Origin of the sequence: uncultured Succiniclasticum sp. (assembly GCF_902793885.1) — a bacterium.
Lineage (GTDB): Bacteria > Bacillota > Negativicutes > Acidaminococcales > Acidaminococcaceae > Succiniclasticum.
Genome location: NZ_CADBFF010000030.1, coordinates 1 through 21029 on the forward strand (window position 1 = coordinate 1; position 21029 = coordinate 21029).

Annotated in this window: 14 protein-coding genes; 12 read left to right on the forward strand and 2 right to left on the reverse strand. The window is 52.6% G+C overall.

Annotated features, from left to right (window positions below):
- Positions 1–164: 164 nt before the first annotated feature.
- The 11 genes from QZV31_RS11650 to carB all read left to right on the forward strand — a co-directional run bounded on the left by QZV31_RS11650 (position 165) and on the right by carB (position 15690).
- The gene (locus tag QZV31_RS11650) at positions 165–1463 is read left to right on the forward strand and encodes an amidohydrolase (protein ID WP_295360795.1); all 1299 of its coding nucleotides are present in this window, start codon (positions 165–167) and stop codon (positions 1461–1463) included.
- 61 nt (positions 1464–1524) lie between these two features.
- Complete coding sequence (locus tag QZV31_RS11655; RefSeq protein ID WP_295360797.1) at positions 1525–2754, forward strand: M20 family metallo-hydrolase; 1230 nt, start codon at positions 1525–1527, stop codon at positions 2752–2754.
- Between the two features lie 144 nt (positions 2755–2898).
- Complete coding sequence (locus QZV31_RS11660) at positions 2899–3429, forward strand: hypothetical protein (RefSeq protein ID WP_295360799.1); 531 nt, start codon at positions 2899–2901, stop codon at positions 3427–3429.
- A gap of 115 nt (positions 3430–3544) precedes the next feature.
- On the forward strand, positions 3545–4660 hold the full coding sequence (locus tag QZV31_RS11665) for a hypothetical protein (protein WP_295360801.1): 1116 nt from the start codon (positions 3545–3547) through the stop codon (positions 4658–4660).
- Between the two features lie 146 nt (positions 4661–4806).
- On the forward strand, positions 4807–6072 hold the full coding sequence (locus QZV31_RS11670; protein WP_295360803.1) for a cytochrome c biogenesis protein CcdA: 1266 nt from the start codon (positions 4807–4809) through the stop codon (positions 6070–6072).
- A 163-nt stretch (positions 6073–6235) separates the two neighbouring features.
- Entirely contained in the window at positions 6236–7954 is a 1719-nt protein-coding gene (locus QZV31_RS11675) for a CotH kinase family protein (protein ID WP_295360805.1), read from the forward strand.
- A 46-nt stretch (positions 7955–8000) separates the two neighbouring features.
- Complete coding sequence (ilvB, locus tag QZV31_RS11680; protein ID WP_295360807.1) at positions 8001–9632, forward strand: biosynthetic-type acetolactate synthase large subunit; 1632 nt, start codon at positions 8001–8003, stop codon at positions 9630–9632.
- Between the two features lies 1 nt (position 9633).
- A complete protein-coding gene (gene ilvN / locus QZV31_RS11685) occupies positions 9634–10116 on the forward strand; it encodes an acetolactate synthase small subunit (protein WP_295360809.1) in 483 nt (160 codons plus the stop codon).
- Between the two features lie 112 nt (positions 10117–10228).
- Positions 10229–11941, forward strand: a complete 1713-nt coding sequence (locus QZV31_RS11690) for an EAL domain-containing response regulator (RefSeq protein ID WP_295360811.1) — start codon at positions 10229–10231, stop codon at positions 11939–11941.
- 62 nt (positions 11942–12003) lie between these two features.
- Entirely contained in the window at positions 12004–12342 is a 339-nt protein-coding gene (locus QZV31_RS11695) for an Hpt domain-containing protein (protein WP_295360813.1), read from the forward strand.
- Between the two features lie 132 nt (positions 12343–12474).
- Positions 12475–15690, forward strand: a complete 3216-nt coding sequence (gene carB, locus QZV31_RS11700) for a carbamoyl-phosphate synthase large subunit (RefSeq protein WP_295360815.1) — start codon at positions 12475–12477, stop codon at positions 15688–15690.
- 391 nt (positions 15691–16081) lie between these two features.
- Here carB and QZV31_RS11705 read toward each other — a convergent pair whose 3' ends face one another.
- Complete coding sequence (locus tag QZV31_RS11705; RefSeq protein ID WP_295360817.1) at positions 16082–16948, reverse strand: phosphoribosylaminoimidazolesuccinocarboxamide synthase; 867 nt, start codon at positions 16946–16948, stop codon at positions 16082–16084.
- Positions 16949–17312: 364 nt separating this feature from the next.
- Between QZV31_RS11705 and QZV31_RS11710 the strand changes: the two genes are divergently transcribed.
- Positions 17313–18725 carry a sodium:solute symporter family protein gene (locus QZV31_RS11710; RefSeq protein WP_295360819.1) on the forward strand — a complete coding sequence of 471 codons (1413 nt, stop codon included), beginning with the start codon at positions 17313–17315 and terminating at the stop codon, positions 18723–18725.
- A 217-nt stretch (positions 18726–18942) separates the two neighbouring features.
- On the opposite strand, the gene QZV31_RS11715 is transcribed toward QZV31_RS11710, so the two are convergent.
- Complete coding sequence (locus QZV31_RS11715; RefSeq protein ID WP_295360822.1) at positions 18943–21027, reverse strand: subtype B tannase; 2085 nt, start codon at positions 21025–21027, stop codon at positions 18943–18945.
- Between the last annotated feature and the right edge of the window lie 2 nt (positions 21028–21029).

Sequence of the window (21029 nt, forward strand, 5' to 3'; positions counted from 1 at the left end):
GGTGCTTTTTGTGACTGACTGCGTCAATGTCCCTCAACGCAGCTACGGCTGCGCCTTCGGGCCATTTCCTTGTCAGTCGCAAAAAGCTCTCGGTCATCGTACAAACTCATTTAATCAGCGTCTCCCAAGATGAAACGGTAAAGGATAAGGAAAGAATGGTGACTATGGAAACAATTTGGAAACAGGCAGAAAACTTAAAAGAAGAACTGGTGGCCCGGCGGCGTAACCTGCACAGCCACCCTGAAACAGGCTGGACGGAATTCCGTACGGCTTCCCTGATCATTAAAGAATTGGAGGCGCTGGGCTATGAAGTGCATTTTGGCGCTGAAGTGGTTGCGGAAGCGTCCATGATGGGCCGTCCCACCGCTGCAGAGCTGGAACGGTATATGAAACGTGCCGTTACCGAAGGGGCAGACCTGGCGCTGGTGGAAAAGATGGCCGGCGGCAAGACCGGCGTGGTTGGCATTCTGGATACGGGAAGACCCGGTAAGACCGTTGCGTTCCGCTTTGACATGGACTGCAACGATGTGGAAGAAGATAAAGGCGAAGGACATCGCCCGGCGGCCGAAGGTTTTTGTTCTACCCATACAAAAGCCATGCATGCCTGCGGGCACGACGGGCATGTGACCATCGGCCTGGCTGTAGCGAAACTTCTGAAAGAAAACATGGATAAACTGCACGGACGGATCAAACTGATCTTCCAGCCTGCGGAGGAAGGCGTGCGGGGCGCGCTGGCCATGGTGGATGCCGGTGTAGTGGACGACGTGGATTACCTGTTCGGCGGGCACATCGGCTTCAAGTGTACCCAGGCGGACACACTGGTCACTATGACGGACGGTTTCCTGGCCACCACAAAACTGGATGCGGAGTTCCACGGCGTTTCCGCCCATGCGGGAGCGGCGCCGGAAGAAGGGAAGAATGCCTTGCTGGCGGCGGCTCAGGCAGCCATCAGTTTAAGTACGATCTCCCGGCACAGCCAGGGCTCCAGCCGTATCAACGTCGGCGTGCTGAATGCGGGAACCGGGCGGAACGTAGTGCCCGATATCGCGTCCATGAAAATAGAGACCCGGGGCGGCAACACGGAAATCAATGAGTTCATGGTGAAAGAGGCTCGCCGTATGCTGCAGGCTGCTGCGGATCTGTATGATGTGAAAGTAGACATCTCGTTAGCGGGGGGCGCGCCGGCCAGCGTTTACGATAAGGAACTGGCGGAAGAAATTGCGGCGCTGGTAAAAGAAAAGTGCGGCTACGCCCATGTGCTGACCTATGTGGACATGGGAGGCAGCGAAGACTGCACGTATTTTATGGATAGGGTGCAGAAGCGCGGCGGCAAAGCGGCGTACATGATGTACGGAACACCCATTGCGGCAGGGCACCACAACAGTCACTTCGACTTTGATGAGGAAGTGCTGTGGAAAGCAGCGGCGACCCTGACGGAACTGGCTGTGAAGTACAGCGCTTAAGTGTAAGGAAACGCTGATTACACAAACTCATTGAATCAGCGTCTCCTTTAGGAGAAAGAGTATGTTACCTGTAAACAAAAATCGTGTAGAAGAGCTCATCGGCGGCCTTGCCAAATTCGGGAAAACTGAAGCGGGCATTACCCGTCTGGCCTATACCAGCACGGACAAAGCGGCCCAGATGTGGCTGCTGAAACAGATTGAGTACCTGAACCTGGAAGTGCGGGAGGATGTGCTGGGAAATCTATTCCTGCGCCGTCCGGGATTGGATCCGAACATTCCCCCGGTAGCCTGCGGTTCCCATTTGGACACGGTGATCCACGGCGGCGCCTATGATGGGATGTGCGGGGTTGTGGGCGCATTGGAAGCACTGCACATGCTGGCGGATGAAACGCTGCGGCGCAGTATTGAAGTGATCGTCTTTCGGGCGGAAGAGTCCAGCCGTTTCGGTTTTGCTACCATTGGCAGCAAACTGATCACGGGAAAGGCAAAGCCGGAAAAGTTCGCCAATGCCTGCCGCAAAGACGACATTACCTTTAAGGAAGCCGTGAAAGAGTGGGGCGGTAATCTGGATGCATACGAAAAGGCGTTGTTAAAGCCGGGAGCCTATAAGTGCTTTGCAGAAATGCACATTGAACAGGGCAAGGTACTGGAGGAAACCGGCAACCAGATCGGTATCGTCCATAATATAGCGGCGCCCACCCGGTTCAAGCTGCACATTACCGGCATGGCCGACCATTCCGGCGCAACGCCCATGGGGTTCCGGAAGGATGCGCTGGTCAGCGCAGCCAAGCTGGTGCTGGCAGTGGAGACGGCGGCAATCAACGAAAAAGATAACGGAACGGTAGGTACGGTGGGTATCGTAGAAGTGGATCCCGGTTCCATTAACGTAGTGCCGGGCAAGGTGACGCTGTGGGTAGATGTGCGGGGCGTGAATACGGAAAGCATCCAGCGCACCCTGAAAGAGATCCGGCAGGCGGTTCAGGGTACAGCCCGGACCGACGGCGTGGAAATCAAAGAAGAAATGCTGACCTCTGACACACCGGTGGCGCTGGATGAAAAACTGGCGGCCCAGTCGGAAGCGATCTGTACAGAACAGAAGAAATCATTCCTTCACATGAACAGCGGCGCCGGTCACGATGCCATGCACATGCCGGCCATCTGTCCGACTACCATGCTATTCATCCCCTGTAAGGGCGGCATCAGCCACAACCCGGAAGAATTCGCAAAGACAGAAGATATCTGCGCAGGCATCGAAGTGCTGGCGGATATTCTGAAACGGGAAGCGCAGTAAGCTTACAGCAGAATGATAAAGCGTGATTCTGAATTTCATACACAATTTTGGCACAATCACAAATTATAATGAAAATGACAGAGAGCTTTGATGAACAAACATGACAGCGTGTTGTGATAACGGATAAAAGTAAGGAGGAAAGCCATGCGTGCATTAGTAGGTTTACTGACTGTCGTCCTGTCACTGTTATCTTTCTTTCCCACAGCCCATGCGGATGTAATCGATCCGGGAAATCCGTACCGGAGACCGCACCGTCCGGATTTGGAACAACCGGTTACACAGGTGTACAGACAGCGCGAACCGGATTTTACCCTGACCCAGGTCCCAGGAAAGGACAGAACCTATTTGCTGAAGGTGACCCTGCCCGGTCCCTGCCAGTGGGGGTTCCGTGTGCTTGTGGAAGAAGAAGGAACCACGGCCATGAAAATGCTGGAGAAAGCAGGATGGTTTCCCGTTCCTGACGTAAAGAAGGAAACGGACAGCCGCGAATTCTTAATACCGCTTCCGAAGGACAAGGAAAAAGTAAAATTCCTGATGGCTGTGGATTTTCGACTGTACCGATTCCAGGAAACCCGCTACGGTCCCAAAGTGTATGGACCGGACAGGAAAGTTGAATCACTGGATCGTGTTTATGAATTGACAATGGTCGACGGAAAGCAGATACTGAATGAATGAACAGGACTCTGACATTGTGCAAATGGATTGATTCCTGTAATGGCTCCGCGATTTTTGGAAACGTGTTTTTCAAAACATTTCCTGTTTTTGAGTCGGTATGTAAGCGAGGCAGAGTTTGTTAGCAATCTTTACGGTATTGCATTTTCTGGTGGACGGCATCTGTGCGGCGGCCATGGCTGCCTATGCCGTACAGGAGCCATTGCTGGCTCCCATAGTTTATTATTTCGGCCTGTATAACGCCATTGCCTTTGGCACCCAGTGGCTGACGGGCTGGCTCTTTGATAAAAAGGAAAACTGGATACGGTACGCGTTCCTGTTTGTCCTGCTGACATTAGGACTGGGTACGCAGTCTGCGCTGGGCATCCAGACGCAAACGCTGCTGCTGGGAATCGGCAACAGCGTGTTCCATGTAGCGGCAGGCAGTTTGGTGCTGCGGCGTTACACGACGTACAAAGAACTGGGGATTTTTGTTTCCAGCGGCGCGATAGGGCTGGCCCTGGGATTGAATTGCATTGTGGGTCCGTATCCCTTTTTGTTTGCCTGCGCCGTGCTGTGCGCTGTAGTGACGCAGCGTTTGTGGCGTGCAGAAATTCCGGAAGCTGTTGCAGTGCAAACGGTACTTACGAATTTATCAATAGATACTGTGTCAGATGCATTATCATCGCAAAAAACGCAACAGACAGAAGCAGAAGATTTTGGCCCGCCTGAGACTTTGGACAGTAATTCGACAACGGTTCCCCGGCGCTGGCTTACCGGCCTCTGCCTGATTCTGCTGTTAGGCTGTATTGTGTTGCGGGGCTTTGGCGGCGGCGCGGCCAGTCAGTATGTGATGCTCTTTCCCTGCGTCTTTGCAGCGGGAAAAGCGTTGGGCGGTATTGTCTGCGACCGGGCAGGGTATCCGAAGAGCATCCTTTTTATTTTCCTGTTAAGTTTTCTTGCGTTGCAACTGTCCGGCCTGTTGGCAGCGGTGCTTCTGGTTCTGGCGTTTAATATGACCATGCCGTTGACATTGCGGCTGGTACACTGGTGCAACCCCCGGTATCCGGGCATGATGTTCGGTCTGGCGGCGGGCTGCCTGTTGCCGGGCGTCTTTTATAAAGGCTTTTCCATACCGCCCCAGGGGATGGCGGTGCTGCAGTTCCTCTGCCTGGCCGCGGCGGGCTGGCTGCTGCGGAAAAGTGTGGAAACAGGGGCTCAGCGCAATGGCAGCTTTCCCGAACAGAGAAATTAGATGCAGGTATGAAATGCTACTGTGAGACAAGACAAACAGACTGTCTATATTTATAACAGAAAGCAGGCTCAGAAACTGCTCTGTGACTGGAGTTGCAAAAAAAGTCCGGTCACTGAAGTGACCGGGGACGTGAATTGAGGTCTTTCATGAATGCTGTTTTAACTTCTGATATTTCGGTTATTGCCGTTTTCCTGCAGGGACTCTTCAGCTTCTTTTCCCCCTGCGTGCTGCCGTTGCTGCCGGTGTACTTCGGCTATCTGTCCGGCGGTACGGCGGAGCGTAACACTGACGGCAGCCTGCGCTTTGACCGGGGAAAAGTGCTCCTTAATACCTTGCTTTTTGTCCTGGGCATCAGCACGGCGTTTTTCCTGTTGGGGCTGGGCGCTTCCGCTGCGGGCAGTGCGTTAATTAAACAGCAGAAGCTGATTACGCGTATCGGCGGAATTCTCATGATCCTGTTCGGTCTGTACCAGTCCGGACTGCTGGGGGGGTGGGGGTTTCTGGCCAGAGAGCGGAGACTGCCGTTCCGGATTGAAACGATGACAGCATCTCCGGCTATGGCTTTTGTTTTCGGATTTGTTTTCAGTTTTGCCTGGACACCCTGTGTGGGCCCCATGCTCAGCAGTGTTTTGATTTTGGCGGCGGCGGAGCCGGAGAAAGGAATGGTGATGATTTTGTTTTACACACTGGGATTTGTGATTCCGTTTCTTTTGTTAGGTCTGTTTTCGGAAACTGTACTGAATTTAGTGAAAAAGCATAAAGGCGTTATGGCCTTTACGGTAAAGGCGGGCGGCGTACTGATGATCGTGCTGGGGCTGCTGCTGTTTACCGGAAAACTGGACGGCGTGGGGACTGCCGCGCCGCAGCAGGACGCAGCGCAAAATACACAGCAGGATGCAGCGCAAAATGATAAGCAAACCCAAAGCGAACAGCAAACCCAAAATGCAACGCAAGGGGAACAAAAAGATCAAAACGCAGTCGCTGCGATCCCGTTTACGTTAAAAGACCAATACGGTAAAACCCACACTCTGGCCGACTACAAAGGCAAGATCGTCTTCCTGAATTTCTGGGCCACATGGTGCCCGCCCTGCCGGGCCGAAATGCAGGATATCCAGAAGCTGTATGAACGTTCTCCCCGGGACGGTAAGGACGCGGTAATCGTGTTAGGCGTAGCCGCGCCAAAACTGGGCGGTGAAAAAGATGAAGCCGGCATCAAAGCGTTTATGGATAAAAACGGATACGCTTACCCTGTTTTGATGGACAAGAAAGGCAAACTGTTCGAAGCATACGGCATCCGGGCCATTCCTACCACCTATCTGATTGACCGTAACGGCAATATCATCGGCAGCGTCCAGGGCGCTCTTTCCGCGGAGAACATTGAGCGGATCGTACAGGAAGCCTTGTCACGCTGACACCGTACCGGTTCCCTGCCTGTGAGATATACAAAGTTTGAGGATACACGAAGAACAGGTTCCATAACGATTGAAAACACAGTGAAATATAATATAACCTTTTCAAATTCCTAAAAAAGTAGTATATTATAAGGTAACATATGTATCGCAGGAGGATGCTTCTATGTGGAAGCTCAGGCTGAAAAAAACACTGTATATTCTTTTTGCTGCGAGCCTGTTCCTTCTGGCTGGTTGTCAGAGTGAAACGAATAAACAGGAAACAAAACCCCAACAGGTGAAAACCCAGATACTGCATAAGCAGGATAACGGCATCGCCTTTTCACAGGAATCCGGAGTCTATCATACACCGGAACTGAAGGTGCGCATGAAAGCACCGGCGGGATATACCATCGCTTTTACGACAAACGGGACGAAGCCGACGGCTAAGGATGCCAGCGGCAAGGCGGAAGTGGAAGTTACACTGAACGGCGGGATGTCCGGTTACCTTATGGATCACAAAAAGCTGATGCTGACCCCGGAGTTTTATAATTCTGTCCTGTACGAGAGCAATGAACTGCCGGTGGGCGTAGTGCTGAATGCGTCGCTGGTGGATGATAAAGGCGCGGTGGTCAAAGAGCCCCGCACCATGGTCTACTTCCTGATGCAGGACAAGTTGGCGGACCGTTTCCCGAACTGCACGGTCATTTCGATTACCATCGACCCGGTGAACCTGCTGGATCACAAAACCGGCATTATGGCTCCCGGAGCCATATATGACGCGTGGAAGCAGACAGATGCCGGGAAGAAGATCATCGCGGATCAGGAATGGTGGAAGGCCGAAACGAACAGCAGTCAGCACGGTAAGAAGTGGGAACGTCCCTGCCAGCTGCAGCTGTATACGACCGGCGAAAAACCGGCCATTGAACTGGACGCCGGTTTGCGGATCCGGGGCGGCATGTCCCGGAGACAGAACCAGAAGTCCTTTACGCTGTATTTCAGGGATACTTACGGACCGAAAATGCTTCATTTCGCACTTTTTGATAAAGATAAAGAAGAGGATTTTAAGCGGTTCGGCCTGCGGAACGGCGGCGACGACTCCCAGTATACGAAATTTAAGGACGTCATGCTGCAGGACCTGGCCAAAGGCGGAAAATATACCGTGTTACGGAACCGTCCGGCTGTTGTATTCTTGAACGGGGAATACTGGGGACCCTATGCACTGTGCGAGATTACGACAGCTAACATGATGAAAGACCGGTACGGGGTGGATGAAAAGAACCTGATCGTTATCAAGGAAGCGGAGCTGGATGTAGGCAAAAAGGAAGACCTGCGTCTGTATGAAGAGATGAAGGCCTTTAAGGATAAGGACCTGACAGATCCGGACATCTATCGTCAGTTCTGTGATGTGGTGGACGTACAGTCCATGGCGGATTATTTTGCGTTGCAGGTTTACATCGGCAATGCAGACTGTGAACCGGATCATAACCATATCATCTGGCGCACCAGGGACAAGTTCTATAACGAAGGCCGGTGGCAGTACATACTGCACGATCTGGATTACAGCGCGGGGCATTATGATGAAAGATCGACCTCTGCTAACACGGATCATTTCGCCATGATCCGGAAAAAATTCCCGTTGTTTGCGGCGGCGTTGAAAAACAGAAACTTCTATGACATGTTTTTGTCTTCCCTGAAGAGAATCGGTTCGCAGAACTTTAATTATGATAAAGTCAGGGATAAAATGGATTACTACGATAAAATGTGGGGGCCGCTTATGCCTGACTTCTACAAGCGGTTCGGCGATACGGCGAATCTGCGGAAACGCTGCATGAATTCCACGCTGAACTTCTTCCAGAGAAGATATGATGTCATCATTCCGATTGTGGAAAATTGGAAACCGTGATAAGTCAGCATGTAATAATATATTAAATAAGCGAGGGGGAACCAACATGAATGGTGCGGACGCAATTGTAAAGTGTCTGGAATTGGAAAACGTAGAATATGTATTCGGCTATCCGGGCGTTGCTATCTGTCCTTTTTATGACAGTATTCTGAACGCGGACATCAAAACGATTCTGGTGCGCCACGAACAGCATGCGGCTCACGCGGCCAGCGGCTATGCGCGCCTGACCGGGAAGGTGGGCGTGGTAGCGGTTACCAGCGGCCCCGGCGCCACCAATGTGATCACCGGTATTGCCACGGCGTACGCGGACAGCATCCCGCTGGTGGTCATCACCGGGCAGGTAGACAGCCGCCTCATGGGCAGCGATGTGTTCCAGGAAGCGGATATTTCCGGCGCCTGCGAATCCTTTGTGAAATACAGCTACATCATCCGTAAGGCGGAGGATGTGCCTTACGTCGTGAAAGAAGCGTTCCACATTGCCAACACCGGACGGAAAGGCCCGGTGCTGATTGATTTCCCCATTGATATCCAGAATCAGAAAATAAACAAGTTTGAATATCCGGACAGCCTTTCCATGCCGTCCTATAAACCCACGGTGAAGGGAAATCCGAAACAGATCGACAAGGTGGTACGGGAACTGAAAAAGGCCAAACGCCCCCTGATCTGTACCGGCGGCGGCGCCCACTTAAGCGGCGCGGCGGATGTGATCCGTGCCTTTGCGGATAAGCACCGGATCCCGGTGGTTTCCACTATGATGGGCCTGGGAACCATGCCCACGGAACATCCCATGTTTTTCGGTATGGTAGGAAACAACGGGCAGGCCTACGGCAACCGGGCCATGAACCAGGCGGACATGATCCTGCTGGCCGGCGCCCGGGTGGCGGACCGTTCCATTGCCCGTCCCAATGAAATCGAAGACAACAAGGTGCTGGTCCATATCGACGTAGACCCGGCAGAAATCGGAAAGAACGCAGGTCCTTCCATTCCGCTGGTAGGCGATTTGAAGCACGTGTTCATGGATCTGGATAAAGAAGAGATCCGTCCGGCAACGGAAGAATGGCTGGCTACCCTGGCCGGCTACCGTAAAGAGGCGGAAGAAGCCAAAAAGGCCAAAGCGGATCTGGTGATAACGCCGGGAACCGTGGACCCGACACACTTTATCCATGCGCTGTCCGACGCCATGGATAAGAACGCGGTCTATGTGGCGGACGTGGGACAGAACCAGCTCTGGTCCTGTGCCAACTGCATCATCCGGGACGGCCGGTTCTTCACCACCGGCGGCATGGGCTGCATGGGTTACTCCGTACCGGCGGCCATGGGCGCCAAGGTAGGCGACCCGTCACGGCAGGTGGTTGCCGTTTGCGGTGACGGCGGCTTCCAGATGTGCATGATGGAACTGGGAACCATGCGCCAGTACAAAGTACCGGTGAAGATTGCCGTAATTCGCAACAATGTACTGGGCCTGGTACGGCAGTTCCAGCACTTTAACTATAAAGACCGGTTCTCCGTCATCGACCTGACCGGCAGCCCGGACCTGGAATCCATCGCGGCGGCCTACGGGATGAAGTTCCTGCACCTGAATGACGAAAAGAAGATGGAGGAAACCATCAAAGCGTTCCTGGAAAAAGATGAATCTGTATTGCTCCAGTGTGATGTAGATCCGAACGAGGTGGCCTGACATGAAACGAATTTATAATGTATTAGTAAAAAACCAGTCCGGTGTTCTCTGCAAGGTTTCCGGTTTGTTCTGGAGACGCTGCTTCAACATTGATTCCCTGGCGGTAGGCGAAACGGAAGATACGGCGATATCCAATATGACCATCGTCAGCACGGGGGACGATCATACCCAGGAGCAGATCGAAAAACAGCTGAATAAAAAGATCGACGTAATCAAAGTCAAGACCTTTGATGAAAAAGAAGCGGTCTGCCGCGAGCTGATGCTGATCAAAGTGAAATACACGAGAGAAAACCGCAGAGACATCATTGATAACTGTGCGGTGATGAACGCAACGATCATCGACATGGGCAACAACATGATGACGATCCAGATCTGTGATACGCCGGAGCGGGCGCAGATTTTCCTGGACAGCATCAACCATATAAAAATAGTAGAAATCACACGCTCCGGAACCGTGGCCCTGACCAAATGCAAAGAAGGATAATGCGCCTTGCGGTGTTGCATGGTAAGAACCATTGTTTTACATTTTTTAATGGATTGATACTACAGTGATACGCTGCCGGCTGACAGCAAAAAAGAACTCAGGGAGATTTGCTATGGGCAGGAATAAACGTAAGTTTTCAAGCATCGGAGACATAGTGGGGAATGTCCGTCGCCTTGTCCTGATTGTGGACGACGAGGAAATTAACCGGCTGATCCTGGGCAACATCATGGGACCCCAGTATCAGATTGCCTATGCCGTCGATGGCGTGGAAGCACTGAAGTTCGTACAGGAAAACTACAGGAACCTTTCTGCTGTTTTGCTGGATCTGAACATGCCGAATATGGACGGGCGCACTCTTTTGAAGACGATGAAAGCGGACCCGCTTACGTCCCGTATTCCGGTGCTGGTTGCCACAGGGGTCAAAGAGGAAGAGGTGCAGTGCCTGCAGGAAGGGGCCTGTGACTTTTTCGCCAAGCCGTACGACATGCCGGAAGTCATCCGGGCCAGGGTAGCCAACGCAATCAAAATGGCAGAAGACAGCGAGTTTATTGAAGTTGCGGAAAAAGACGCGCTGACGGGACTGTATGCCCGGGACTTTTTCTACCGGTATTGCGAGCAGCTTGACCGAAACATTGCAGGGGAAAAAGATGCGCTCGCCTTGGATATCGACCGGTTTAAACTGATCAACGGACTGTACGGCAAAGCGTTTGGCGACAAGGTACTGATTAAAATTGCCGAGATCCTGGTGGATATGGTACGTAAAAACAACGGTCTCGTCTGCCGTCCCAATGCGGATACATTCCTGATCTACCAGGATCATCTAAAGGATTATGATGCGTTTGTAACGCAATTGAACGAAGCGGTGAATGCGGCATTGGGTAATACCCACATTCGTCTCCGGATCGGGATTTATGAAAACGCTGACCAGACCATCGATGTGTTGACACGGTTTGACAGAGCGCATATTGCCTGCGAGAAGGCAAAAGATAATTACTCCCATCCGTACGAGGTGTATGACGAAGTATCCCACCGTCAGCAGCTGGAGTCCCAGAAATACATTTCGGCCATGGAGGATGCCCTGAAGCAGCGCGAATTTATCACATACTACCAGCCCAAGTATGATATGACCGGCGACACGCCGCGGCTGGCAGGGGCCGAGGCGCTGGTGCGGTGGCAGAGCAAGACGGAAGGCGGGATGATCTCCCCCGGCAAGTTTATCCCGCTGTTTGAACAGAACGGGCTGATTTACAAGCTGGACCTGTATATCTGGGAAGAAGTGGCCCGTCAGATGAAGGAATGGAAAGAAAAGTATTCTTTCACTTTCCCCATCTCCGTGAATGTGTCCCGTGTTGACCTGTATTCACCCAATCTGCTGCTGGAGATAGAGCAGATCATTGACCGGCACGGCCTCACGTTCCGCGACCTGGCCCTGGAGATTACAGAATCTGTCTGTGCTGCCGATACGGAAACGATTCTTTCCGTGGTAAGAAATCTCAGGGATCATGGTTTTAAAATTGAGATGGATGACTTTGGCAGCGGCTATTCTTCGCTGAACATGCTGTCCAGGATGCCTATCAATGTATTAAAGATGGATATGAAATTCTTCCAGCGGAATGCGGGCAATGACGAAATCATGGATGCCATGATACGGCTGATCATCGATTTTGCCAAAGTGATGAAGGTACCCGTGATCGCGGAAGGCGTGGAAGATAAAGAACAGGCTGATTACCTGAAGGCGATCGGCTGCGATATGATCCAGGGTTATTATTTTGGCAGGCCCATGCCTGCGGCGGAGTTTGAGAAGCTGCTGCAGCAGAACTGCTGAGTCCGGCTTACTGCTGTTGCGAAAAGAAAGAATGCAAGGATTGCAGAAAGGAATGTGTAACTATGCTGTCAATGGAATCATTAAAAGAGTATGGCGTGAAAACCAATGAAGGTCTGGCAAGATGCTGCAACATGGAGGCCTTTTATTTTAAAATGATTACAGCCAACGTCAATGATGCGAACTTTGATAAATTAGGCAAGGCGCTGGAAGCAAAGGATCTGAAAGAGGCCTTTGAAGCGGCCCATGCATTAAAAGGCGTTGCCGGGAACCTGGCGCTGGATCCTTTATACGACGCCATATGTGAAATCGTGGAGCCGTTGCGGGCCGGGGAAGACCGGGATTATACAGAAGCCTATAAGAAAGTGACAGACGCCCGGGACCGGCTGATTGCCATCATTTAGTTATTTAAAAAGTGCGGTAGAAATTCTTCCGCACTTTTTCTTTGCGCTGGATTTTTTAATAGTAAATATGGTAAAATAAACGTTAGAGCAAAATTGTTTTTTGTTTTTTAAATTCATACAGGGGAGAGAAGTATGGCACAGAGAACAGATATCCATAAAGTAATGATCATCGGGTCCGGCCCCATCGTCATCGGCCAGGCCTGCGAGTTTGACTATTCCGGTACCCAGGCCTGCAAGGCGCTGCGAAGCCTGGGCTATGAGATCGTACTGGTGAATTCCAACCCGGCCACCATTATGACGGATCCGGAGATGGCGGATAAAACCTATATCGAACCGCTGAACGTGGAGCGGGTAGAGCAGATTATCGCGAAAGAACGTCCGGATGCGCTGCTGCCGAACTTAGGCGGGCAGTCCGGCCTGAACCTGTGCGCCGAACTGTACAAAGCCGGCGTGCTGGATAAATACGGTGTAAAAGTCATCGGCGTGCAGGTAGACGCCATCGAACGGGGCGAAGACCGCATCGAATTTAAAGAGACCATGAACAAGCTGGGCATCGGCATGGCCCGCAGCGAGGTTTCCTACAGTGTGGAAGAAGCCCTGGCCATTGCCGACGAGTTAGGCTATCCGGTGGTGCTGCGCCCGGCCTATACCATGGGTGGCGCCGGAGGCGGCCTGGTTTACAATAAAGAAGAACTGAAAACCGTCTGCGCCCGGGGCCTGCAGGCCAGTATCATCGGCCAGGTGCTGGTGGAAGAATCCATCCTGGGCTGGGAAGAACTGGAACTGGAAGTGGTCCGGGACAAGGACAACAACATGATCACGGTCTGCTTCATCGAGAACGTGGATCCGGTGGGCGTGCATACCGGCGATTCCTTCTGTACCGCGCCCATGCTGACCATTCCGGAAGACGTGCAGCAGGAGCTGCAGCGTCAGGCGTATAAAATCGTGGAACATATCGGCGTCATCGGCGGCACTAACGTGCAGTTTGCCCGGAACCCGAAAGACGGCCGTATCATTGTCATTGAAATCAATCCCCGTACCTCCCGGTCTTCCGCCCTGGCATCCAAGGCCACCGGTTTCCCCATCGCCTTGGTATCTGCCAAGCTGGCCAGCGGGCTGACCTTAAAAGACCTGCCCTGCGGCAAGTACGGCACCCTGGACAAGTACGTGCCCGACGGAGATTACATTGTCGTAAAATTCGCCCGCTGGGCCTTTGAAAAGTTCAAGGGCGTGGATGACAAACTGGGCACCCAGATGCGCGCCGTGGGCGAAGTCATGAGCATCGGCAAAAATTACAAGGAAGCGTTCCAGAAAGCCATCCGTTCTCTGGAAAAGGGACGTTACGGTCTGGGACATGTGAAGAATTTTGATAAACTCAGCAAAGAAGAACTGCTGAACCTGCTGCGCACACCTTCCTCCGAACGTTACTTCCAGATGTACGAAGCCCTGCGCAAAGGCGCTACGGTAGACGAAATCTTCGACATCACCTGGGTGAAGCATTACTTTGTGGAACAGATGAAAGAACTGGTGGAGGAGGAGGAAGCCCTGCTGCAGTACAAAGGCACGGTGCCTCCCGCAGAAGCTCTGGCTCAGGCCAAAAAGGACGGCTTCTCCGACAAATACCTCAGCGAGATCCTGAACGTATCTGAAGACGATATCCGTCACGCGAGAGAAAAGATCGGCGTGGTGGAAGCCTGGGACGGCGTCCATGTGAGCGGCACCCAGGATAGTGCGTATTTCTATTCCACCTATAACGCGCCGGACAACAACCCGGTGACCGACAAACAGAAGATCATGATCCTGGGCGGCGGCCCCAACCGCATCGGCCAGGGCATTGAGTTCGACTACTGCTGTGTCCATGCGGCCATGTCCCTGAAGAAGCTGGGCTTTGAGACCATCATTGTCAACTGCAACCCGGAAACCGTATCCACCGACTACGACACTTCCGACAAACTGTACTTTGAGCCCCTGACGCTGGAAGACGTGTTAAGCATTTACTATAAGGAAAAACCGGTAGGCGTCATCGCCCAGTTCGGCGGGCAGACTCCGCTGAACCTGGCGGCCAAGCTGAAAGAAGAGGGCGTGAACATTCTGGGTACCACGCCGGAAGTCATCGACCTGGCGGAAGACCGGGACCAGTTCCGCAAAGTCATGGACAAGCTGGGCATTCCCATGGCGGAATCCGGTATGGCCAGCACGGTGGAACAGGCTATTGAACTGGCCCACAGCATCGGCTATCCGGTCATGGTGCGCCCGTCCTTTGTACTGGGCGGCCGGGGCATGGAAGTGGTCCACGACGACGAGCAGATGAAAGACTACATGGCGGCGGCTATTGGCGTAACGCCGGACCGGCCCATCCTCATCGACCGGTTCCTGCACAATGCGCTGGAATGTGAGGCGGACGCCATCTCCGACGGCAAGGACGCCTTTGTGCCTGCGGTCATGGAACACATCGAACTGGCCGGCATCCATTCCGGCGACAGCGCCTGCATCCTGCCCAGCCGGCAGATTTCCGAAGAAAACCTGAATACCATTAAAGAATATACCCGCAAGATCGCGGTAGAGATGAACGTAGTAGGCCTCATGAACATGCAGTACGCCATCGAAGACGGCAAGGTGTACGTGCTGGAGGCTAACCCCCGCGCGTCCCGTACCGTGCCGCTGGTATCCAAAGTCTGCGGCATCCGTATGGTACCGCTGGCAACGGATATCATCACCGATTCCCTGACCGGGCGTCCGTCGCCGGTGCCGGAACTGAAAGAACGTAAGATTCCGTATTACGGTGTAAAAGAAGCTGTGTTCCCCTTCAATATGTTCCCGGAAGTAGATCCCATCCTGGGACCGGAGATGCGTTCTACCGGCGAAGTGCTGGGCCTGGCCGAAACCGTGGGCGAAGCCTACTTCAAGGCACAGGAAGGCGCCAAAGCGGTGCTGCCCTTACAAGGTACCGTGTTGCTTTCCATCAGCGACGGGGATAAAGAGGAAGCGGTGCCGGTTGCCAGAGCTTTCTATGAAGACGGCTTCAAAATCATCGCTACGGAAGGAACAGCGAAACTGATCAGTGAAGCGGGCATTCCTGTGGAACGGGTCAACAAGATCTACGAAGGCCAGCCTAACATTGAGGACTGGATCATCAACGGTAAAATCCAGCTGATCGTGAACACGCCGGCCGGCAAGACGGCAGCCCATGACGACAGCTACCTGCGTAAAGGGGCTATCAAGCACCGGGTCACTTACATTACCACCATGGTGGCGGCGAAGGCGGCGGCGGAAGGCATCAACCAGATGAACAAGCACGGAAACAGCGAAGTGCTGTCCCTGCAGGAATGGCACGGGCTGATTCATTAATATTTACAAAGTTAAAAACGCTGCGCCGGTACGGCGTCGCAAAACCGTGAGCGTTTGCTATTTCAAGGGCTTATTTGCCTGTGGCTTCGAAACTCGGTGCTTCGCACCTCAGACAGTCTCGCCACCACGGCAAATTTCACCTCATGAAATTACGCAAACGCTCACGACGTTTTGCTTACGCCTTACCGGCTGCAGCGTTTTTTATCTTTAAATAATTAACAGCTGTACCACACACGATGGTACAGCTGTTTGTAAATTTAATATTTGTTGAGCGAAGGTGTTATCCCGGAAGGGTTCGCCCCGTCGAATCGTGTCGAGACGAACGGCAAGCTTGCTTGCCGGTGAGTCGGCGATGCGGTTCGGGGGAGGGAGGGACAACACCTGAGCGTTCTTACGCGAACTTCTTGCCGGTGAGCAGCTCGTAAGCTTCTTTGTATTTGGCAATGGTCTTTTCAATAATATCCTGGGGCAGGATCTCCGCGTTGTTGGCTTTCAGGTAGTCGCGGACAAACTGTTTGTCATAGGAAGGCTGGGACTTGCCGGCTTCATAACCCTTCAGGGGCCAGAAGCGGCTGTTGTCGGGAGTCAGCATTTCGTCGGCCAGCACGATGTTTCCTTTTTCATCCAGACCGAATTCAAATTTGGTGTCGGCGATGATGATGCCGCGCTCCAGCGCATAGTCCGCGCATTTTTTGTACAGGGTGAGGGTCAGGTCGCGGAGTTTTTCCATGTACTCTTTGCCTTTGCCGGGGAAGAATTTCTCCACCCACACGATGCCTTCTTCCATGGAGATGTTCATGTCGTGTTCACCTACCGGTGCTTTCGTGGAAGGAGTGAAGAGGGGTTCCGGTAATTTCTGGCATTCCTTCAGGCCTGCCGGCAATTCGATGCCGCAGATTTTGCCTTCCTTTTTATAGCTTTCCCAGCCGCTGCCGGTGATGTACCCGCGGACCACGCACTCAACGGGCAGCATTTCCAGCTTCTGGGTCTTCATGCTGCGGCCTTCAAATTCCGGAGTCCGGAAAAATTCCGGCATGTCTTTCGTGTCAATGGAAAGCATATGGTTCGGCACGATGTCTTTGGTGAAATCAAACCAGAACTTGGACATCTTGTTCAGCACGGCGCCTTTTTCCGGCACCGGGTCTTTCAAAATTACATCAAACGCGGAAATACGGTCCGTGCAGACCATGACCAGGCTGTCGCCCAGATCGTACAGCTCCCGGACTTTTCCGGATTTAAAGGGTTTGTATTCTTTCATGTTCTTTTCTCCTTTTTTCTATAACCGGACTTTATGAACCTGCATGGGAAGTCCGGTTATTTTCAATTAACACACTCTAAATTTTAGCACAAACCGGCAGGAAGTTACAAGATGTTTTTTGGCAATTGTGCCTGTCAGGTAAAAAAATCACAGTTTGGCGGTTCCTCTTTTTACATATTTATGATACAATACCTGTATATACATGCTGCAGAGTGAATTGGCGAAGAGTTTTACCTTTGCCGGGGGAGAACTTCTCCACCTGCACGATGCTTTCTTCCCTGGAGATGTTCATGTCGTGCGCTGCCGCGTGGTTTTGCAGAAAACTCCGGAGATAGTTTGGCGGAATAAGAGGGGTTGTTTTATCATGTCAATTCAATTGATGATCGTTGTGTTGTATGTGGCGATGCTGTTTGCGATTTCCTTCTATGTGAAGAGGAGGGCAGAGGCCAGCGCCACGGAATATCAGTTCGCGGGCCGCAAGTTTGGCGCGCTGCTGATCGCCGTCAGCGTCACCGGTATGGCGGTGGGCGCGGCTTCCACCGTAGGCGTGGCGGAAAGCGCTACCCGCATCGGCCTGTCTGCCGGCTGGTACAACGGCGCCTGGTCTATCGGCGCCATCTTCATGGGCCTGGTGGCGGCGGGCAAGTACCGCACCCTGGAATGCACCACGGTGCCGGAACTGTTTGAACGCTGCTACGACAAAAAGGCGCGCATCATCAGCGTCATCGGCCTGGCCATCATTTTATCCTGCATCACTTCGCTGCAGTATGTGGCGGGCGGTTCCATCCTTTCCACCCTGATGCCCGACGTGTTCACCATGAAGACGGGTATGATTACCAGCGCCGTTGTGTTTATCGGCATTACGGTCATCGGCGGCATGTGGTCCTCGGGCCTGTCCAGTGTATTGAGCGTGCTGATCATTTACCTGGGCATCATCTTTTGTATGGTGAAGATCCTGATCCGTGACGGCGGGATGGCAGGCATCGTGGCCAAGCTGCCGCCTATGCCTTTTGATTGGGCGGATCCTTTCGGCGGCCTGACCATGGCCATGCTGATGGGCTGGATCATCGTCATGATGACCCAGACTGTAAGCGGTGCGCCGGTGCAGATTGCCACTAGCTCCAAATCGGAAAGCGCAGCCCGGAACGGCTTTATCCTGGGTGGCCTCATCATTTTCCCCATAGGCTTCTTCTCCGCTGTGTTGGGTATGGCGGCCAAGGCCCAGTATCCGGACATCAATCCCACGCTGGCATTGCCCCAGATTATCATGAGTCTGGATCCGTTTTCCTCCGGCATTACCCTGGCGGCCCTGTGGGCGGCGGACGTTTCCACAGCTTGCACCATCTTGCTGGGCGCCGGCACGCTGATCGCGCAGGATATTTACAAACGCTTTTTCAATCCGGACATTACCCCGGATAAATACATGAAGGCCAGCCGCTTCATCATTTTCGCGGTTGGTCTGGTGACCCTGTGGATGGCTTTCAACGCCGTGGGCATTGTGAAGATGATGCTGACGGGACTGAGTCTGACCACGGCTTTCACACTTGTTTTTCTGGCTACCATGTTTGCACCGGACCTGTGCCGCCGCAACACAGCCTTCTATACCACGTTGGTAGGGCTTATCGGGCTTTTGGCCTGGCAGATATTCCCGTCGGTGCGGATTCTGCCGCATCCCATTTACTTTGAATGGATCGTCTGCACCATCACGCTGCTGGTTGTGCGGGTCATTGACAAGGAACCTATTACGCCGCCGGCGCTGAAGAAAGACATTGAGTGAATTAGCTTTTGATGTAACTCAAAGCAAAAGAGAATGAAAAATTAAAAAGAACAGGCATAAGCAAAACATAGGAACCGATTGCGTTATTCCATGAGACGAAATGAGACGCCCGTGGCTTCGACTGTTTGAGGTGCAAAGCACCGAGTTTCGAAGCCACAGGCGAATGAGTCCATAGAATAGCAATCGGTTCCGTTTTTGCGTTGCCTGTTCTTTTTGCTTATTCCTTTTCTTTTGCTTCTGCTTTCGCTTTCGCTTTCATCTGTTCTTCTTTTAAAATCGCGTCCGCTTTGTCTTTGATTTTGCAGATGCGGTCTGTCCAGGCAAACAGGTCCGGCAGATCGTAATCGCCGGCATGGCCGTAGCCCCAGGCTACCTTGAAGTCAACTTTCTTGCCGCTGTTCTTCAGCTTGACCGCCAGCATGGCCGGAATGGCGAGGGCCGTGTCCCTGTCCAGTGCGCCGTGGCGGATCCGCCAGTGCGGTGCGGTCTGCACATTACGGGTCCCGATATAGCGCATGGGGTTCATCATTTTTATAATCCGTCCGTCTGCCATGAACTGGGAAAGGTCCAGCTTTTCCTTTTCCATTTGTTCTTCCAGATTGGCTTTCCGCAGCTTCCGTTTCTCAACCGGAAATGCCAGGTTGTACTGACGGGCTTTTTCTTCCGCTATCTTTTTTTCTTCTTCCAGTTTCGGAACTTTTACAAACTTGCTGTGTTCCAGTGCGTAGCGTGTAAAATGTTTATTGGCAATATCGAAAGTGCCGAATTCGTTATTCTCGCCGGTTGTCATGTCAAAGGCATCAAAAGCGGGAACACCTTTCAGACGTTTTACCGCAGCAATGTATTTGTCAAAATCCATATGGGTTGCCGTTTTTTCACTGAAAGTAAGCCAGGGCGTTTTGCTGATATCTTCCCCGGTGTCGATAGCGTTCTGGGCTGCTTCCAGGTACAGGGACTCAATGTATTCGCGGAAGAGGCCGTTTCCGTCCGGTACCAGGTTCAGCCGGTTGCCCAGGGAATCGCGTAAATTCAGTCCATTCAGGTATTCCGTAAATTTTTCTTTTAATTCTGCAGAAATCGCTTTCTGTTCCGGCGTGATGGGTGTGGCTTTCACTGCTTCCGCCGGTGCGTTGGCCGGACGGTTCTGTACGTTGCCTTCGGGTGCAGCGTTGCTGTTTGCAGGCGGCATTCTTCTGGCCGGGCCGGCGTTGTAATACGCATTCGCGTTATGGAACATCCACTCATAGGCCATATCTGCATTTTCTAGATTGGTGACAGGGCAGTAGGCCATGGAGGCAAAAATGTCGTCCCGCTCTTTGGCCGCGCCTATTTCTTTCAGATAGGGTTCATAATCTTTTGCATTGCCCGTTGCCCCTAACAGCGCAGACAACGCGCCCCCCGCGCTGGTGCCGCTGGAGATGATCTTTTCCGTATCGCCGGCGGGGATACGTCCGGCCTTGCGGTTAAAACGAACAAAACGCACGGCAGCTTTGTAATCCACAATCAGTGCAGGCGCTTTGCCGGTTTCATAACCGTTTTTATGTTTCAGGGACCGGCCCCGGATGGCAGGGGAGACCACCACGTACCCGTTGCTCAGCGCATATAACGCGGCATTGGCTCCGCCATAGCGGGAATCTTCCTGGGGTTCTGCAATGGTTCCCGGCATATACCCGCCTACGCCGTTCGGCATAAAGATGGGAGCGGTTTCTGCGGTAAAGCCGTTGACGGTTCCGCCTTTCAGGTACGCTTCCGGAATATAAATGCTCAGCATCTGGCTTTCCGGATCGTACGGTTTTTTCACATACACAAGATGCTCATAGGCGCGGAAGGTCACACTTTCGCCGTTGGCATCCATTGTTTTGGTCGTATAATCCTCCGGATTAAACACGATGCTGTATTCCTGTCTGCCTTTAAACGCATTGGCAAACGCTTTCTCTTTTGCTTCTTTTTCTTTTGCGCGTTTTATGAAAAACTCCTCGCGTTTCCGCTGCAGTCTCCGGATATCTCTTTCCAGTCTCGAAATCTCGCCCCATTCTTTTAACGTAAGCTTTCGTTCGTTCTGATAGGGAACCTCAGTGCCGGGAATGCCTTCACCCTCTTTCAGGAATTCATTCTGAATCGGTTTGGATTCGGCGGAATGGTCAATGGTATTCTGCTCAGCCATGTCTGTCTGCACCGATGTTGTTTTACTCTTCGCGGCCGGTTCCGCAAACACGGGAGCAGCGGTCACAACACCCTGCAACAGGGACGCGACGATGGCTGCGGCCAGATATTGTTTGGGCAAATATGATTTAAAAAACATGA

Coding starts and splice junctions, on each gene's coding strand:
- QZV31_RS11650 (WP_295360795.1), top strand. CDS start 165: ATGGAAACAATTTGGAAACAGGCAGAAAACTTAAAAGAAGAACTGGTG.
- QZV31_RS11655 (WP_295360797.1), top strand. CDS start 1,525: ATGTTACCTGTAAACAAAAATCGTGTAGAAGAGCTCATCGGCGGCCTT.
- QZV31_RS11660 (WP_295360799.1), top strand. CDS start 2,899: ATGCGTGCATTAGTAGGTTTACTGACTGTCGTCCTGTCACTGTTATCT.
- QZV31_RS11670 (WP_295360803.1), top strand. CDS start 4,807: ATGAATGCTGTTTTAACTTCTGATATTTCGGTTATTGCCGTTTTCCTG.
- QZV31_RS11675 (WP_295360805.1), top strand. CDS start 6,236: ATGTGGAAGCTCAGGCTGAAAAAAACACTGTATATTCTTTTTGCTGCG.
- ilvB (WP_295360807.1), top strand. CDS start 8,001: ATGAATGGTGCGGACGCAATTGTAAAGTGTCTGGAATTGGAAAACGTA.
- ilvN (WP_295360809.1), top strand. CDS start 9,634: ATGAAACGAATTTATAATGTATTAGTAAAAAACCAGTCCGGTGTTCTC.
- QZV31_RS11690 (WP_295360811.1), top strand. CDS start 10,229: ATGGGCAGGAATAAACGTAAGTTTTCAAGCATCGGAGACATAGTGGGG.
- QZV31_RS11695 (WP_295360813.1), top strand. CDS start 12,004: ATGCTGTCAATGGAATCATTAAAAGAGTATGGCGTGAAAACCAATGAA.
- carB (WP_295360815.1), top strand. CDS start 12,475: ATGGCACAGAGAACAGATATCCATAAAGTAATGATCATCGGGTCCGGC.
- QZV31_RS11705 (WP_295360817.1), bottom strand. CDS start 16,948: ATGAAAGAATACAAACCCTTTAAATCCGGAAAAGTCCGGGAGCTGTAC.
- QZV31_RS11710 (WP_295360819.1), top strand. CDS start 17,313: ATGTCAATTCAATTGATGATCGTTGTGTTGTATGTGGCGATGCTGTTT.
- QZV31_RS11715 (WP_295360822.1), bottom strand. CDS start 21,027: ATGTTTTTTAAATCATATTTGCCCAAACAATATCTGGCCGCAGCCATC.